The 14937-nt window shown below is 72.0% G+C and carries 15 protein-coding genes; 6 read left to right on the plus strand and 9 right to left on the minus strand.

Annotation, left to right across the window (positions count from 1 at the left end):
* Positions 1-5: 5 nt before the first annotated feature.
* From BGK67_RS33940 to fabG, 4 genes are all read right to left on the minus strand, one after another.
* Positions 6-857, minus strand: coding sequence for a 3-hydroxyacyl-CoA dehydrogenase family protein (locus tag BGK67_RS33940; RefSeq protein WP_069924401.1), 852 nt, complete (start codon positions 855-857; stop codon positions 6-8).
* Between the two features lie 15 nt (positions 858-872).
* Complete coding sequence (locus BGK67_RS33945) at positions 873-3377, minus strand: FkbM family methyltransferase (protein WP_069924402.1); 2505 nt, start codon at positions 3375-3377, stop codon at positions 873-875.
* Between the two features lie 278 nt (positions 3378-3655).
* Positions 3656-4618 carry an aromatase/cyclase gene (locus tag BGK67_RS33950; RefSeq protein ID WP_069924403.1) on the minus strand — a complete coding sequence of 321 codons (963 nt, stop codon included), beginning with the start codon at positions 4616-4618 and terminating at the stop codon, positions 3656-3658.
* A gap of 22 nt (positions 4619-4640) precedes the next feature.
* The gene (gene fabG, locus BGK67_RS33955; RefSeq protein WP_069924404.1) at positions 4641-5426 is read right to left on the minus strand and encodes a 3-oxoacyl-ACP reductase FabG; all 786 of its coding nucleotides are present in this window, start codon (positions 5424-5426) and stop codon (positions 4641-4643) included.
* A gap of 180 nt (positions 5427-5606) precedes the next feature.
* Between fabG and BGK67_RS33960 the strand changes: the two genes are divergently transcribed.
* From BGK67_RS33960 to BGK67_RS33970, 3 genes are all read left to right on the plus strand, one after another.
* Positions 5607-6059 carry a nuclear transport factor 2 family protein gene (locus BGK67_RS33960; RefSeq protein WP_069924405.1) on the plus strand — a complete coding sequence of 151 codons (453 nt, stop codon included), beginning with the start codon at positions 5607-5609 and terminating at the stop codon, positions 6057-6059.
* A 131-nt stretch (positions 6060-6190) separates the two neighbouring features.
* Entirely contained in the window at positions 6191-7267 is a 1077-nt protein-coding gene (locus BGK67_RS33965; protein ID WP_079154740.1) for a serine hydrolase domain-containing protein, read from the plus strand.
* 4 nt (positions 7268-7271) lie between these two features.
* Complete coding sequence (locus tag BGK67_RS33970; protein WP_069924406.1) at positions 7272-8039, plus strand: SDR family NAD(P)-dependent oxidoreductase; 768 nt, start codon at positions 7272-7274, stop codon at positions 8037-8039.
* Between the two features lie 85 nt (positions 8040-8124).
* Here BGK67_RS33970 and BGK67_RS33975 read toward each other — a convergent pair whose 3' ends face one another.
* On the minus strand, positions 8125-9000 hold the full coding sequence (locus BGK67_RS33975) for a class I SAM-dependent methyltransferase (RefSeq protein WP_069924407.1): 876 nt from the start codon (positions 8998-9000) through the stop codon (positions 8125-8127).
* 260 nt (positions 9001-9260) lie between these two features.
* On the opposite strand from BGK67_RS33975, the gene BGK67_RS33980 reads away from it, so the two are divergent.
* From BGK67_RS33980 to BGK67_RS33990, 3 genes are read left to right on the plus strand one after another with little or no spacing between them, the layout of a single operon-like run.
* Positions 9261-9695 carry an ester cyclase gene (locus tag BGK67_RS33980; RefSeq protein ID WP_107489050.1) on the plus strand — a complete coding sequence of 145 codons (435 nt, stop codon included), beginning with the start codon at positions 9261-9263 and terminating at the stop codon, positions 9693-9695.
* Between the two features lies 1 nt (position 9696).
* Positions 9697-10536, plus strand: coding sequence for an SDR family oxidoreductase (locus BGK67_RS33985; protein ID WP_069924408.1), 840 nt, complete (start codon positions 9697-9699; stop codon positions 10534-10536).
* Between the two features lie 31 nt (positions 10537-10567).
* The gene (locus BGK67_RS33990) at positions 10568-11437 is read left to right on the plus strand and encodes an NmrA/HSCARG family protein (RefSeq protein ID WP_069924409.1); all 870 of its coding nucleotides are present in this window, start codon (positions 10568-10570) and stop codon (positions 11435-11437) included.
* Between the two features lie 81 nt (positions 11438-11518).
* Here BGK67_RS33990 and BGK67_RS33995 read toward each other — a convergent pair whose 3' ends face one another.
* From BGK67_RS33995 to BGK67_RS34010, 4 genes are read right to left on the minus strand one after another with little or no spacing between them, the layout of a single operon-like run.
* On the minus strand, positions 11519-12448 hold the full coding sequence (locus tag BGK67_RS33995) for an MBL fold metallo-hydrolase (RefSeq protein WP_069924410.1): 930 nt from the start codon (positions 12446-12448) through the stop codon (positions 11519-11521).
* Between the two features lie 2 nt (positions 12449-12450).
* A complete protein-coding gene (locus tag BGK67_RS34000; protein ID WP_069924411.1) occupies positions 12451-12918 on the minus strand; it encodes an ester cyclase in 468 nt (155 codons plus the stop codon).
* A 41-nt stretch (positions 12919-12959) separates the two neighbouring features.
* Positions 12960-14030 (minus strand): zinc-binding dehydrogenase, encoded by a 1071-nt coding sequence (locus BGK67_RS34005; protein WP_069924412.1) that lies wholly within the window; start codon positions 14028-14030, stop codon positions 12960-12962.
* Entirely contained in the window at positions 14027-14887 is an 861-nt protein-coding gene (locus BGK67_RS34010) for an NAD(P)H-binding protein (protein ID WP_069924413.1), read from the minus strand. Before BGK67_RS34010 ends, BGK67_RS34005 begins: the two co-directional genes overlap by 4 nt.
* Positions 14888-14937: the final 50 nt, after the last annotated feature.

Consider the following 14937-nt stretch of genomic DNA (forward strand, 5'->3'; position numbering starts at 1 on the left):
CCCGGTCAGCGGTACGTGTGGAATCCCTGGCCGCTCTTGCGGCCCAGCAGGCCCGCCGCGACCATCTTCTTGAGCAGGGGCGCAGGCCGGTACTTGCTGTCGTTGAAGCTCTCGTAGAGCACCTCGACGGACTTCAGGATGGTGTCGAGGCCGATGAGGTCGGCGGTCTCCAGCGGGCCCATCTTGTGGTCGAAGCAGGTCTTGAAGATGCGGTCGACGTCGGCCGGCGGCGCGACGCCGTCCTGCACGAGGAAGACGGCCTCGTTGATGGTGAGCATCAGGACGCGGTTGGAGACGAAGCCCGGCACGTCCTCGACGACGATGCACTCCTTGCCCAGCTCCGCGAGGAAGCGGCGGGCGGTGTCGATCGTCTCGGGGGTGGTGTGGTGGCCGCGGATGACCTCGACCATCGGCTTGAGCGGCACCGGGTTCATGAAGTGCATGCCGACGACGCGCTCGGGGCGGCTGGTGACCGAGCCGACCCGGGTGATGGAGATGGCCGAGGTGTTGACGGCGAAGACGACCTCGGGCCGGCAGATCCGGTCGAGCTCCTTGTAGACCTTCTCCTTGACCGCCCACTCCTCGGTCACGTTCTCCACGACGAAGTCCGCCTTGGCGAGCAGCTCGTAGTCGGTCGTGAACTCGATCTTCTCGAAGACCTCGGCGGGGTCGACCGCGGCCTTGCGGTTGAACATCGCGAAGGCGCGCAAGCTGCTGCGCAGCTCCTTGCGCGCGTTGTCGAGGATCTCCTCGGAGACGTCGACCAGGACGACGCGGTGGCCGGTCTGGGCGAGGTTCTGCGCGACGCCGACGCCCATGACGCCGGCTCCGACGACTCCTGCTGTCGTGAATTCCATTGGTGGTCGACTCCGTTAGCGTGCGCCGCGTACGGCGTAGATGTTGTGGATGTCCGTGCCGGCGTACAGCTCGTCCTGCTCGGCGTGCGCGGTGAAGCCGCGGCTCTCCAGGAGCGCCACGAGCCGGGCGACCTCGCCGTCGGCGTCGTGCGCCTCCAGCACCATCTGCTGGATCTTGGGCCAGTCCTCGTCGGCGATGCCGTCGATGACCTGGCGCTCGCTCTTCTGCACGTCGATCTTGATGAGGTCGATGCGCTCGATGTTCTGCTCGCGGATGACCGCGCTCAGCGGGCGCAGCTTCGCGGTGAACTCGATGGCCTCGAAGCGCACGTCCATCAGCTCTTCGGTGTACTCGGCGAGCTGGTCGGCCGCCTCGTCCCCGCCGGCCTCGCGCTGGTTGGCGATGATCGTGCGCAGGTTGTGCTTCTCCTCCGCCTCGTCCGGGTGGAAGGAGGACATGCCGGAGCTGCGCGGGTAGAAGGTGAACCGGGCCTCGGACTCGGTGTCGGAGATGCCGATGTTGAACAGCCGGGCGTCGACGCCGTGTTCGGCGACGTTGCGGCTGAGCAGCTCGAACAGCGGCGGGGCCGGCTCGAAGGTGTAGGCCGTCACGTCCTTGGCCTCGTAGTGCGCGAAGAGCGTGAAGAGGCCGATGTTTCCGCCGACGTCGACGACGGTGGCGCCGTCGGGGAGGGTGATCCCGTTCTTGGCGTAGACGCGGTGGTCGAAGATGTCCTCGTAGAAGTGGAGGGTCTCCGCCTCGTTCTGGTGCGAGACCATCAGGCCGTTGGGGAGCCGGAAGCGGGCCAGCGAGCTGCCGGTGTGCGAGGAGCCGGACCCGTCCCCGGCCAGCGCCTCCTGCGGGTCCCGGCCGGCGCGCAGCGCGTCGAGGGCGGTCGCGGTCCGCGCGAGCGTGGCCCACTCGTAGATCTGGCGCAGCGTCGGCTCGACGGAGAAGGCGCGGGAGATCCGCAGGATCAGGCGGGTGGCCAGCAGCGAGTTGCCGCCCAGCTCGAAGAAGGAGACGTCCCGCGGGAGCTGCTCCTCGGTCTTCAGCAGCCGGGCCCACAGGGCGTGCAGCTCCTGCTCGGTGGCGCCGGGCTCGCCCTCGGCGGCGGCCGGGGCCGGGGCCGGGGCGGTGATGCCGTCGGTCGCGAGGTCCTGGGCGGGATGGACCGTCCAGTCCACGGCGCCGCCGGCCAGCCACAGCCGGCCCAGCGCCTTGAGGGCGACGGCCGTGTCGGAGCGGCGCTCCAGCGGGTGGCGCATCGAGGCGATGACGGCGCCGTTGCCCACGCCGCGTACCTCGGTGGCGAGGCTGGCGAGGGTCTGGCCGGGGCCGGCTTCGAGCAGGACGTGGTCCTCGCCGATGGCGCGCAGGCCGTCGGCGAAGCGGACCGGGCTGACGAGGTGGCGGGCCCAGTAGCGCGGGTCGGTGGCCTGCTCGTCGGTGATGAGCTCGCCGGTGACGTTCGAGACGTACGGGATGCTCGGCGCGTTGAGCGTCAGGGTCCGCGCGAGCGCGGTCAGCTCGTCCGCGACCGGCTCCATCATCGTGGAGTGGAAGGCGTGCGTGGTGGTGACCCGGCGGTTGACGACCTCGCGCGTGCGCAAGGAGGCCTCCAGCGCGGCGATGTCCTGCTCGGGGCCCGCGACCACGCAGAACGCGTCACCGTTGACGGCGGACAGCGAGAGGTTCGGACCGAGCAGGGCCACCGTGTCCTGCTCCGGCAGCATGACGGCGAGCATGGCGCCCTGCGGCAGCGCGTCGATGAGCGCGGCGCGCCGGGCGACCAGGGTCAGCGCGTCCTTGAGGGAGAGCACCCCGGCCAGCGTCGCGGCCACGTACTCGCCCAGGCTGTAGCCGGTCAGGACGGCGGGGCGGGCGCCCCAGCTGCGCCACAGCCCCGCCAGGGCGTACTCGATGACGAAGAGCGCGGGCTGGGCCAGCTTCGTGGCGTTCAGCCGGCGCTCCTCGGCGCTGACCGGCCCGCTGTCGCGGCCGAGCATGCGGCGCAGGTCCATGGCGGGCGCCTTCGCACCGTCGCCGGCCTGCGATGCGGCGGCCCGCCCGGCGCCGGCCGGGAAGATCACCTCGCGGATGTCCAGACCGAGGTCGGGGGCGAGCAGTTCGGCGCAGCGGTCGACCTCGGCGCGAAAGACGGGGAAGTCGCGGTACAGGTCGCGGCCCATGCCCAGGTAGTGGTCGCCCAGGCCCGGGAAGAGGAACGCCAGCGGCGCGTCGGCCCTGCCGGTCTCCTTGGCACCCAGCTCGGCCGGACCCTCGGGGCCCGTCAGGACGGCGCCGCGGTGCGCGCCGGAGCCCGCCCCCGCGCCGACGGCGCGCCGGGCCACCGGGGCGGCGGCCGGGGCGCCGGCCGCGCCTTTGAGGGCGGCGAGTCCCGCGTCGAGGGAGGCACCGTTGGTCCCGCTGACCAGGTCGAGGTGGAACGGGAGCGGACCGGTCGGCGGACCCGCCGCTTCGTGCCTCTCCTCGGCGGTGATCGTGTTGGGGGTCATACCTCTCCTTGGGTGTGTCGGAAAGCCGGGCGAGCGGCCGGATCACGGCCGCTCGGGCCGAACAGCGGGTGCCGCAGGTGCACGCAAAGCAACCCCGGCCTGGGTGACCGGGGCTGCACATGTGTGAGGAGCGCCCGCGTGCCGCCCTGGTATCTGTCCGAGGATTCCGTCGTGACCAGCGTGGTCAGCCCTGCTTGAGCAGAGCCGGAGCAGCGGTGGACGCGGCCACGGGGAACTGGTGCTGTGACCGGAAAGGTTCACGGGTCCCGGCCACAGCACTAGGCGGCGCGGGTCGGGACCTGGGACTCGGCGTGGGCCTTGGCCAGGTTCAGGGTCGCCGTGCTGTTGCGGCCGAGCGCCTCGCGGACGTAGCGGCGGCATTCGGCGATGCCGGCCTCGGGGCCCAGGACGCGGGTGATGTTCTCCTCGCGCAGCACGACGCTGTGCTGCGAGGTGACGGTCACGCCGGTCGCGTCCTCGACGAGCGACCACTCGCCGGTGTGGGCCGACATCAGCAGGGGCGTCGCCGTCTGCTTGTAGACGATGCGCTGGGCGTGCGGGAAGCAGACGCGGACCGACTCGGTGGTGTGCGAGCTGCCGTCGGCGGTCAGCGTGTCCATGGACATGATCTGGACGCCCGGCTCGGGCTCCGTCAGGTCCAGGCGCGAGACGTGCGGGACCAGCGTGGGCCAGTCCTGGACGCGGTGCAGGAAGTCGTAGACGCGCTCGGCCGGGCCGTCGACGCGTACCGAGTCCTCGAAGGACATCACCAGGTCGTCGAGGCGCTCCCAGCCCTCGGCGAGCTGCTTGATGTTGCCGAGCTCGGCGCGGCTGTTGGTGTCGGTGGCGCTCTCCACCCAGGCGACGGAGTCGGCGTCGTCGCCGGCGACGGTGAAGTCGTGCAGCAGGACCAGCCGGCAGGCGGCGGCGCCGCGCGGTTCGACGATCCAGGTGCCGCCCATCGACTCCAGCGGGGAGGCGGGCACCTCCTGGCGGAACTCGATGCGGCGCTGCGCCACGTCCAGGGTGCGCCGCGAGGTCCAGGACTTGATCTGGCCGTTGGCGGTGGCCCACATGCGCAGGCGCTCGCGGGAGCCGTCGGACTCCAGCTGCTCGACGTGGACGTTGGGCGGGAAGTACAGCGGCCACTTGGCCGCGTCGGCGATCAGGCCGTAGACCACCCCGGCGGGGGCGGCGACGGTCACCTCGTGCGTCGTGCGGTGCACACGCTCAGCGGACATCGTGGAATTCCTGCTTTCCGGATCAGAAGTTGCCGAGGCCGCCGCAGACGTTGAGCGCCTGCGCGGTGATGGACGAGGCCACGTCGGTGGTCAGGTAGCCGACCAGGCCGGCCACCTCCTCGGGGGTGGAGTAGCGGCCGAGCGGGATCTTCGAGGTGAACTTCTGCATGATCTGCTCCTCGGAGGTGTCGTACGCGGCCGCGTAGCCGGTGCGCACGCGCTGGGCCATCGGGGTCTCGACGTATCCGGGGCAGACCGCGTTGACGGTGATGCCGGTGGGGGCGAGCTCGTTGCCGAGGGACTTGGTGAAGCCGACGACGCCGTGCTTGGAGGCAGAGTAGGGGGCGCCGAGCACGACGCCCTGCTTGCCCGCGGTGGAGGCGATGTTGATGATGCGGCCGTACGAGGCGCCCTCGAGGCCGCCGTTCTTGAGGACCTCGCGCGTCAGCAGGAAGACGCTGTTGAGGTTGGTCTGGATGACGTCGTACCAGAGCTCGTCGGTAAGGTCGGCGGTCGGACCGCCGCCGCTGCGGCCGGCGTTGTTGACGAGGACGGAGATCGGTCCGAAGGCCTGGACGGCGGCGGCGACCAGCGCCTTGACGGACGCGGCGTCGCGGACGTCGGCGGCGGCTCCCTCGACCTCCAGGCCCTCGGCCCGCAGGTCCTCGACCGTCTGCTTGACCTGCTGCTCGGTGCGAGCGCAGAGGAAGACGCGGTGTCCGCGGCGGGCGAGATCGCGGACCACGGCCAGCCCGATCCCGCTCGTACCCCCGGTGACCAGGGCTACCGGCTTCGTCTCTGTCGTCATCGGTGTACCTCCAGAACGGCGTTGATGCTCCGACCGTGTCCTGGACCCCTTGACGCCCGCACGAACGCCGCTGGAGGAGGGGTCGCGGCCGTCCGGCCCGGCGGCCGGTTCGAGAGGTCTTCGAATCCCGCTCGACCCGCGGCGGCAAGGGTGGGGGCACCCACCAGATCGGAGTCCTCCATGACCATCCAGGCCGGCATCGGACAGCAGGCCGCCGCGGCCTTCGGCACCCTCTACGCCGAGGTCCAGCAGTTCTACGCCCACCAGATGCAGCTGCTGGACCTCGGCGAGTCCCAGCGCTGGGCCGAGACCTTCACCGAGGACGCCACCTTCGACGTGCCCACGCTGCCGGAGCCGGTGCGCGGCCGGCCGGGCCTGGTCGCCGCGACCAGCCGCACGGCGGCGCAGCTCGCCGAGGCCGGCCAGCGCCACCGCCACTTCATCGGCATGTTCGACGTCTCCGAGCGGCCCGACGGCACCGTGGACGTCCGCTCGTACGCGATCGTCTACGCCTCCGTCATCGGCGGCGACTCCCAGGTGCACCGGGTGTGCGTCTGCGAGGACGTCCTGGTCCGCGTCGAGGGCGCCCTGCAGGTCGCGACCCGCCGGGTGACCCGCGACGACCTGGCCTGACCGGCACTCCAGTGGCGCCCCGCCGTACCTCCATCCCGCATGAGCAGGCTCTGGGGCGTACGTGGGACGCGTCACCGCATCTCATGACCACCGCATCCCAACCGAAGTGCCACCTGTGGAGGTTTGCCGAAATGTCGCAGACGACGATCGCCCGGCCGGAGGTCTCGGCCTTTCAGGAGGCTGTGCAGGGCGCGGCGGACCGCCTCGTCGAGGCCGGCGCCGCGGGAGTCCAGTTCCGGGTCGCCCGGGGAGACGACTCCTTCGTCGTGACGTCGGGGATCGCCGAGCTGGGCTCCGACCGACCGGTGCCGGAGAACGGCCGCTTCCGCATCTCCTGCATCACCAAGCCGTTCGTCTCGGTCGTGGTGCTCCAGCTCGTCGCCGAGGGCAGGATCGTCCTCGACAACACGGTCGAGAGCTACCTGCCGGGCCTGCTGCCGTACGGTGAGAAGATCACCATCCGCAACCTCCTGCAGCACACCAGCGGCCTGTACAACTACATGGACTCGTTCCAGAAGCCGGGCGACCGCTTCCTGACCGAGCGCTACAAGCACTACGAGCCGACCGACCTGATCGCCATCGCGGCCGCCAAGCCGCTGGAGTTCGAGCCGGGCACCAAGTTCGCGTACTGCAACACGAACTACTTCATCATCGGCCTGCTCATCGAGAAGGTCACCGGCCGCTCGTACCGCACCGAGATCACCGAGCGGGTGCTGGAGCCGCTGGAGCTGACCGAGACGGTCCTGCCGGGCGACGACCCGAACATCCCGGAGCCGCACGCCCGCGGCTACATGCAGATCGGCGGCCGTCCCGAGGACGTCACGCTGATGAACCCGTCGGAGGCGGGCTGCGCGGGCGAGATCATCTCGACCACCCGTGACCTCGACACCTTCTTCGCGGCCCTGTTCGGCGGCAAGCTGCTGGCCGAGGCGGAGTTCACCGAGATGACCACGCCCCTCCCGCCGGAGATGATCGAGAACCTGCCGATGGGCATCGGCTACGGCCTCGGCATCATGAAGCTGGAGAATGACGGCGACCTCGACCTGTGGGGCCACGGCGCCGGCATCCCCGGCTACGCCACCTTCGCGGCCACCACGCGCGACCTCCAGCACCGCGTCCAGCTGTCGTTCACCATCGGCGACAAGGACTTCGGCCACGACGCGGAGCAGGCCGTCATCCGCGGTGTCAACATCGCCCTGGGCTTCTGAGCCGATGAGCCAGGACATCCACGCCTCCGTCACGAAGGCCGTCGTCGTCACCGGCGGCGGTACGGGCATCGGCGCGGCGACCGCCCGCGCCTTCGCCGAGGACGGCGCGCACGTGCTGGTCGTCGGCCGCAGCGAGGCGACGCTGAAGGAGACCGCGGACGGCCACGAGCGCATCCGCGTGCTCGTCGCGGACATCCACGACCACGACGCGCCGCGGCTGGTCGTCGAGACCGCGCTGCGCGAGTTCGGCCGGCTCGACGTGCTGGTCAACAACGCGGCCGTGACGGGCTTCGCCGCCCTGGACGGGCTGGAGCGGGACTCCGTGCGCGCCCAGCTCGGTACGAACCTGATCGCGCCGGTGTTCCTGACGCAGGCCGCGCTGGACGCCCTGGAGGCGACCAAGGGCGTGGTCGTCAACGTCAGCTCGGCGGGCTCGCTGGGCCGCCGCGCCTGGCCGGAGAACTCGGTCTACGGCATGGCCAAGGTCGCGCTCGACTTCCTCACCCGTACCTGGGCCGTGGAGCTCGCGCCGCGCGGCATCCGCTCGGTGGGCGTCGCGCCGGGCGTGGTGGACACGGGCGTCGGCGTCCGCGCCGGCATGCCCGAGGAGGCGTACCGGGGCTTCCTGGAGCAGGTGGCCGGGCAGATCCCCTCGGGCCGGGTCGGCCGCCCCGAGGACATCGCCTGGTGGATCGTCCAGCTGACCCGTCCGGAGGCGGTGTACGCCAACGGCACGGTCCTGGCGGTCGACGGCGCCCTGTCGGTGACCTGACCGGCACGCACCACACGGCGGAAGGGGCCGCCCGCGCACCGCGCGGGCGGCCCCTTCCCGTTCCCGGGCCCTCGGCCCGGCGCGGTCAGCGGGCGACGGTGGCCGTGACGTAGCGGACCGGCACCTCGATGACGACCGGGCCGCCGTCGGCGGCGCGCAGCGCGTCCAGGGCGGTGATCAGGCGCTCGCGCAGGGCGGCCGCCTCGTCCTGCGGCAGGTGCTGCCACAGCAGCCGCATGCCCTGCGTGTGCGACCAGTCGACCCAGGCCTCGCCGGACTCGGCCGTCATCAGGACCGGCTCGTCGGTGATCTCGACGTCGGTGAAGCCCGCCTTCTCCAGCGCCGCCGTGAGGTCCCGGGGGTCCTCCAGCCAGGAGTGCAGCTGGCGGTGGAGCTGCTCGGGGTGCCAGGCCTCCGGCAGGTGCTGGAGCAGCTCGAACGGGATCAGCGGCGTGAACAGCGGCGGCAGGAAGGGGAAGGTGTCGCGGGTGAAGACCGGGCTGGTGAAGGCGATCCGGCCGCCGTCGGCGAGCAGGTCCGCGTAACGGGCCAGCGCGGCGCGCGCGTCGGGCAGGAAGATGACGCTGTAGCTGCCGAGCGCCAGGTCGAAGGAGCGGGCCGGCAGCTCGGGGTGCTCGCCGTCCATCACGCGCAGTTCGACGTTGGTGATGCCCTGGCGCTCGGCCTCTCGGCCCGCCTCCTCGATCATCGCGTCGGCGATGTCGATGCCCAGCGCGGTGCCGGCCGGGGCGACCAGCTGCGCGGCGGGCAGCAAGGTGGCCCCCAGGCCGCAGCCGATGTCCAGCACCCGCTCCCCCGGGCCCGGCGCGGCCAGCTCGACGAGCCGGCTGCCCATGGGGGTGAAGAACTCCACGCCGAGGCGGTCGTAGGTGGCCGCCGCCCCGTTGAAGGCGGCGGTGACCTTCGTCTTGTAGGTGTCGGTGGCAGTGGCGGTTTCCACATTCAGCTCCGGGGTGGTCGGGCGGCCTTTCGGCCATGCGCACCCATCGTCCGGGGGGCGCCCCGGGTGGCGGTGGAGCTTTCTTCGAGACCGGCTCGACGCCTGGTGCGCGGACCGTCCAATTCTTTTCCAAAATGCCTCGGAATCCGCTGGGGGTGAGGACTTTTCGGAAATCACGAGCTTGTCCGGCCACCGTATTGCGCAGCAAGATTGCGCGGGACCCGCACAGCTGCTGGAGGAAAACCCGTGGAGGGAATTCGATGAGCGCCCAGATAGACGCGGTACGCCGGATGATCGAGGCGTACAACACCGGAAATACCGCGGACGTGGCGGAATACATTCACCCGGATTACCTCAATCCGGCGGCCATGGAGCACATGGACCTGCGCGGCCCCGACTCGTTCGCGATGGCCGTGAAGTGGCTTCGGATGACCTTCTCCGAGGAGGCGCGCCTGGAAGAGGTGCAGCTGGAGGAGCAGGGCGAGTGGGTGCGCGCCTATCTCGTGCTCTACGGCCGCCACGTGGGCGAGCTGGTCGGCATGGCTCCCACCGGGCGGGTGTTCTCCGGGGAGCAGATCCACCTGATCCGCTTCGTCGACGGCAAGATCCGCGACCACCGCGACTGGCCGGACTACCAGGGCACGTACCGTCAGCTCGGCTCCCCGTGGCCCGAGCCGCAGGGCTGGAGGGACTGAGGTGTTCCTGATCACCGGAGCCACCGGCAAGGTCGGCCGCGAGGCCGTCGACCAGCTGCTCGCGCTGGGCCACCCGGTCCGCGCCCTCAGCCGCACCCCCGAGGAGGCGAACCTCCCGCAGGGCGTCGAGGTCGTGGCGGGCAGCCCCGCCGACCGCGACTCCCTCACCGCCGCGTTCGACGGCGTGAGCGCCGCACTGGTGGTGCTCTCGGGCGACGTCGGCGGCGAGGCCGCCAACGTCGCCGCCGCGGCCCGCGCGGCCGGCACCGCCAAGATCGTGCTGCTCTCCTCGGGCGGCATCGAGCACCCGCTGCCGCACGGCATCGCCGACGAGCACCGGGCCGCCGAGGTGGCGATCGAGGAGTCCGGCGTGCCGTGGACCTTCCTGCGCCCCGGCCCGTTCCACGCCAACACCTCCTGGTGGATCAGGACGGTGCGCGAGGACAGCGCGGTGCGCTGCTGGATCGGCGACAACCCGGGTGCGCCGATCGACGAGTACGACATCGCCTCGGTCGCCGTGGTCGCGCTGACCGAGGAGGGCCACACCGGCCGGTCCTACCTGCTCACCGGGCCCGAGACGCTGACCTCGAAGGAGCAGGCGCGGATTCTGGGCGAGGTGCTGGGCCGGGAGCTGGACTTCTCGGTGGCTCCCCCCGAGGAGGTCGTCGAGGTGTTCACCGGGATCACCGGTGACCGTGCGGCCGCCGAGACCAACGTCGCGGCCCTGCACAGCCCCGAGGTGCCGTGGGCCAAGCCCACCTCCGCGGTGCGCGACCTGACCGGGCGCGAGCCGCGCCCCTACCGCGAATGGGCCGTGGAGAACGCGGCCCTCTTCGGCTGAAGAGCCGAAACCGAAACTCAGGGGGATTGAGATGACTGACATCCTGGTGACCGGGGCGACCGGTCTGCAGGGCGGCGCCGTGGCCCGCGAGCTGGTGCGGCGCGGCCGTGCCGTGTCGGCGCTGGTGCGCAATCCGGAGTCGGAGCCGGCGCGGGCGCTGGCCGAGCTGGGCGTGAACCTGGTCCGCGGCGACCTCGACGACGAGGCCTCGCTGCGACCGGCGCTGGAGGGCTTCCACGGACTGTTCTCCGTGCAGAACTTCATGACGCCGGCCGGGCTCGGCGGCGAGGTCCGCCAGGGCCGCGCGCTGGCCCGGGCCGCGAAGGCGGCCGGCATCGGCCACGTGGTCTACAGCTCGGTGGGCGGCGCCGAACGGCACAGCGGCATCCCGCACTTCGACTCCAAGCGGGGCATCGAGCGGTACCTGGAGAGCAAGGGCATGCCGCTGACGGTGCTGCGCCCGACGTTCTTCATGGACAACTTCGCGGCGCACGGCCCGCAGGTGGTCGACGGCACGCTGGTGGTGCAGCTGGCGCTGAAGCCCGACACCCGGGTGCAGTTCATCGCCGTCGACGACATCGGCTTCTTCGCCGCCGAGGCCTTCGACAAGCCCGAGCAGTACGCCGGCCGCGCGGTGGAGATCGCGGGCGACGAGCTGACCGCGGCCGAGGTGGCGCAGGCCTTCGCGGAGCGCAGCGGCCTGCCGGCGCGCTTCGAGGAGGTGCCGCTGGACGCGGTCGCGAACAACCCGTACATCCCCAACGGGCCGGAGATCGCCCTGATGTTCGAGTGGTTCCAGTACCACGGGTACGAGGCGGACATCGCCGCGCTGCGGGCCGAGCACCCGGCCCTGCAGTCCTTCGCGACGTACCTGAAGGGCATCGAGGTCCCCACCGCCTGACCGGGCGGGGACGTGAGAAGGCCCGCGGGGCCGCGACCGGTGGTCGCGGCCCCGCGGGCCTGTTCCCGTGGCGCGGGAAGGTCAGGCGTGGCAGGCGGGCAGCCCGCCGTTGAACTCGGCCATCTCCTGGAACAGGGCGCCGACGTCGAGCGGGGCGCCGGGGGCGGCCCCGGCCAGCTCGGCGTACGCCCGGTGCAGGTTCGGTACGAGGCGTTCCGCGTCGAGCAGGTCCCCGAAGGGGCCCGGCCGCGCTTCGGCGGCGAGCTCGAGCGGGGTCAGTCCGGCCGCCGCCCCGCTCGCGGCGAGCTCGGCGATCCAGCGGAAGTAGGCCTCGTTCGCGTCGATGAGCTCGGGCCCGCCGACCGGGCCGTGGCCGGGGACGACGGTCTCGGCGCCCAGGGCGCGCAGCCGCTCCATCGCGGCGAGGGAGCCCGAGACGGACCCCATCAGGCAGAACGGGGCGGCGTTCGACATCACCAGGTCGCCGGCGAACAGCACCCGCTGCTCCGGCAGCCACACGGCGGTGTCGTTGGTGGTGTGCGCGGCCGGTCCCAGGTGCAGCAGTTCGGCGCGTACGCCGCCGATGTGCAGGGTCAGCGCGTCGCGGTAGGTGACGTCGGGGAGCGCGAGCTCCAGGTCGCCCCAGCAGACGTCCGGCCACAGGCCGGTCAGGTGCAGTCCGGCCAGGTCCATCATGGTGCGGGTCTGTTCGTGGGCGATGACCACGGCCTCGGGGAAGAGGTAGTTCCCGAAGGTGTGGTCGCCGTGGAAGTGCGTGTTGACCAGGGCCCGCGGGGGCCCGGGGACCAGGCGCAGCACCTCGGCGCGCAGGTCGCGGGCCCGCCGCTCGGTGGCGACGGTGTCGACGAGCAGGCTCTGCCCGTTCCCGCCGGCGACCAGGCCCGCGTTGTTCAGGCACCAGCCGCCGTCGCCCTGGACGTACGCGTACACGCCGTCCGCGATCTCCGTGGTGGTGGCTTCCGCCGCGGTGGCCAGGGGGGTCGGAGTCAAGGTCACATCACGTCCGCCGGGACGAACTCCAGCTCCTTCAGCATCGGAAGGTAGTTGAAGACGTCGTAGTGCTCGATGATCAGGCCGGCCTCGTCGAAGCGCAGCTCCTCGAGCATGTACCAGGTGACCTTCTTGCCGGTGGGGGCCTTGTCGAAGAACTGGCCGAGGTGGGTCGCGGTCACCGTGATGCGCAGGATGACGCGGTCGCCCTCGGAGACGGCGCTCTTGACGTCCAGGTGGAGGTCGGGGAAGGCGGCGAGGCCGCCCCGCATGGCGCCGATCATCTGCTGGGTGTCGACGGGGCGGTCCTCGGAGAAGTGCCGGATGTCCGGGGACCAGTGCTTGAGGATGCCGTCCAGGTCCCAGCGGTTCCAGGCGGCGGCGCAGTCGAGCGCGATCTGCTTGTTGCGCTCCTGGACGGTCTGCGCGGCGGTGGCGCCGGCGGCGGGCTCGGTCAGGGTGAGGGACATGGCCGGATTCCTTCTCTGGGTGCGCGTGCGGGGGGGGCGGGTCAGGGGATGAGGACGTGCTTGCCGACGGTGGCGCCGTCGAGAAGGGCCCGGACCGCGGCGGCGGCGCCGCTCAGCGGGTGGCGGCCGGCGATCTGGGGCCGCAGCACGCCCTCGGCGGTCAGCCGGCACAGCTCGGTGTAGTCGGCGTTGAAGTCCGGGCCGGGCTTGACGTAGTACATCGTCATGCGGCGGCCGCCGGTCAGGCCGAGGTGGCGGGTGAACCAGCGGGCCACCGTGCGGCGCAGGGCCGGGACGTGCGGCCGGAACCACTGGCCGGGCCGGTAGCCGGCGACCGAGGAGTCGAAGGAGACGAGCGTGCCGCCCTCGACGAGCACCTTCCAGGCCGCGTCCAGTCCGGAGCCGCCGATGTGGTCGAAGACGGCGTCGACGCCGCGCGGGGCGAGCCGGCGCACGGCCTGGACGAGGTCGGGGGTGCGGTAGTCGAGCGGCTCGGCGCCGAACTCCCGCACGGTGTCGTGCTTGGCGGGCGAGGCGGTGCCGATGACGCGCAGCCCGTGGTGGACGGCGAGCTGGGTGAGCAGGGCGCCCACCCCGCCGCTGGCACCGTGCACGAGGACGGTCCGGCCGGGGGCGAGCTTCGTCAGGCGGTGCAGCATCTGGTAGGCGGTGACGCCGTTGGTCACCAGCGAGACGGCCACGGCCGCGTCCAGCTCCGCGGGCACCGCGGCCAGCGTCTTGGCGGGCAGTTCGACGTACCGCTGCCAGGCGCCCTGCCGCGGCATGGCGGCGATCCGGTCGCCCTTCTTCCAGCCGGTGACGCCCGGGCCGACCTCGGTGATCGTGCCGACGAGGTCGTAGCCGGGCACGAAGGGGAACTTGGGCGGGAAGGGGTGCAGGTGCTGGAGCATCTGCACCTCGGCGTAGGAGACGCCGGCGGCCTGGACCTCGACGACGACCTTGCCCTTGCCCGCGGTGGGGCGGGGGCCCCCGGCGCGGACGATGTGCTGCTCGGGCTCGCCGCTGCCGGTCATCCGCACCAGGACGTTGGCCTCGGTGCCCGCGGCCCGCGCCGCGGCGGAGGCGGCGCGCTCGGCGGAGGCGGTGCTCATGCGGCCGCCTCCTGGGCGAGCGGGGCGAAGTCTGCGGCGTGGTCGGCGGCCCAGCGCGCGAAGGTCAGCGCGGGGCGGCCGGTGACCTTCTCGACGGTGTCCACCGGCACGGGCGGGTTGGCGACGGCGTCCGCGAGGTAGCCGAGGACCATCTCGACGACCGGGGCGGGCATGGCCTGGCCCATGAAGTGCCGGGCCTGGTCGGGGGTGATCTCCTGGAAGGCGACCGGGCGGCCGATGGCCTGGGCGATCTGCGCGACCTGGTCGGCCTGGGTGACGGCTTCGGGGCCGGTGAGCACGTACGCCTGGCCGGCGTGGCCGTCCTCCAGCAGCGCGGCCGCGGCGACGGCGGCGACGTCCGCCTCGTGGATCAGCACGCGCGGGGCGTTGCCGTAGGGGGCGCGGACGACGTCCTCGGTGCGGATGGAGTGGGCCCACTTCCACAGCACGTTGGTGGCGAACTCGTCCGGGCGCACGAAGGTCCACTCGATGCCGGACTCCTCGACGGCGCGCTCCACGGCGCGGTGGTGCTCCCCGCTGTGGTTGTCGCCGGAGGTGTCGAGCACGGAGGACGAGGAGAGCACGACGATCCGGCGGACCCCGGCCTCCTTGGCCGCGGCGACGACCTCGCGGGCGGTCTCGGGGACCGGGAAGAGGTAGAGGCGCTCGACCCCGGCGAGCGCGGCGCGCACCGTCTCGGGGCGTTCGAGGTCGCCCTCGAAGACCTCGACCCCGTCCGGCAGCCCCGCGGTGGCGGGGGTGCGGGTGAGCGCACGTACCGGCACTCCCGCGGAGACGAGGCGGCCGACCACGTGGCGGCCCACGGAACCCGTGGCTCCTGTCACCAGAACTGTCACTCGTCTGCTCCACCCTGTTCACACCCGGTGGCCCCGGGTATCTCCGTCGC

Origin of the sequence: Streptomyces subrutilus (assembly GCF_001746425.1) — a bacterium.
GTDB classification, from domain to species: domain Bacteria; phylum Actinomycetota; class Actinomycetes; order Streptomycetales; family Streptomycetaceae; genus Streptomyces; species Streptomyces subrutilus_A.

Coding starts and splice junctions, on each gene's coding strand:
- BGK67_RS33940 (WP_069924401.1), bottom strand. CDS start 857: ATGGAATTCACGACAGCAGGAGTCGTCGGAGCCGGCGTCATGGGCGTC.
- BGK67_RS34005 (WP_069924412.1), bottom strand. CDS start 14,030: ATGAGCACCGCCTCCGCCGAGCGCGCCGCCTCCGCCGCGGCGCGGGCC.
- BGK67_RS33970 (WP_069924406.1), top strand. CDS start 7,272: ATGAGCCAGGACATCCACGCCTCCGTCACGAAGGCCGTCGTCGTCACC.
- BGK67_RS33980 (WP_107489050.1), top strand. CDS start 9,261: ATGAGCGCCCAGATAGACGCGGTACGCCGGATGATCGAGGCGTACAAC.
- BGK67_RS34000 (WP_069924411.1), bottom strand. CDS start 12,918: ATGTCCCTCACCCTGACCGAGCCCGCCGCCGGCGCCACCGCCGCGCAG.
- BGK67_RS33950 (WP_069924403.1), bottom strand. CDS start 4,618: ATGTCCGCTGAGCGTGTGCACCGCACGACGCACGAGGTGACCGTCGCC.
- BGK67_RS33990 (WP_069924409.1), top strand. CDS start 10,568: ATGACTGACATCCTGGTGACCGGGGCGACCGGTCTGCAGGGCGGCGCC.
- BGK67_RS33965 (WP_079154740.1), top strand. CDS start 6,191: ATGTCGCAGACGACGATCGCCCGGCCGGAGGTCTCGGCCTTTCAGGAG.
- BGK67_RS33945 (WP_069924402.1), bottom strand. CDS start 3,377: ATGACCCCCAACACGATCACCGCCGAGGAGAGGCACGAAGCGGCGGGT.
- BGK67_RS33960 (WP_069924405.1), top strand. CDS start 5,607: ATGACCATCCAGGCCGGCATCGGACAGCAGGCCGCCGCGGCCTTCGGC.
- fabG (WP_069924404.1), bottom strand. CDS start 5,426: ATGACGACAGAGACGAAGCCGGTAGCCCTGGTCACCGGGGGTACGAGC.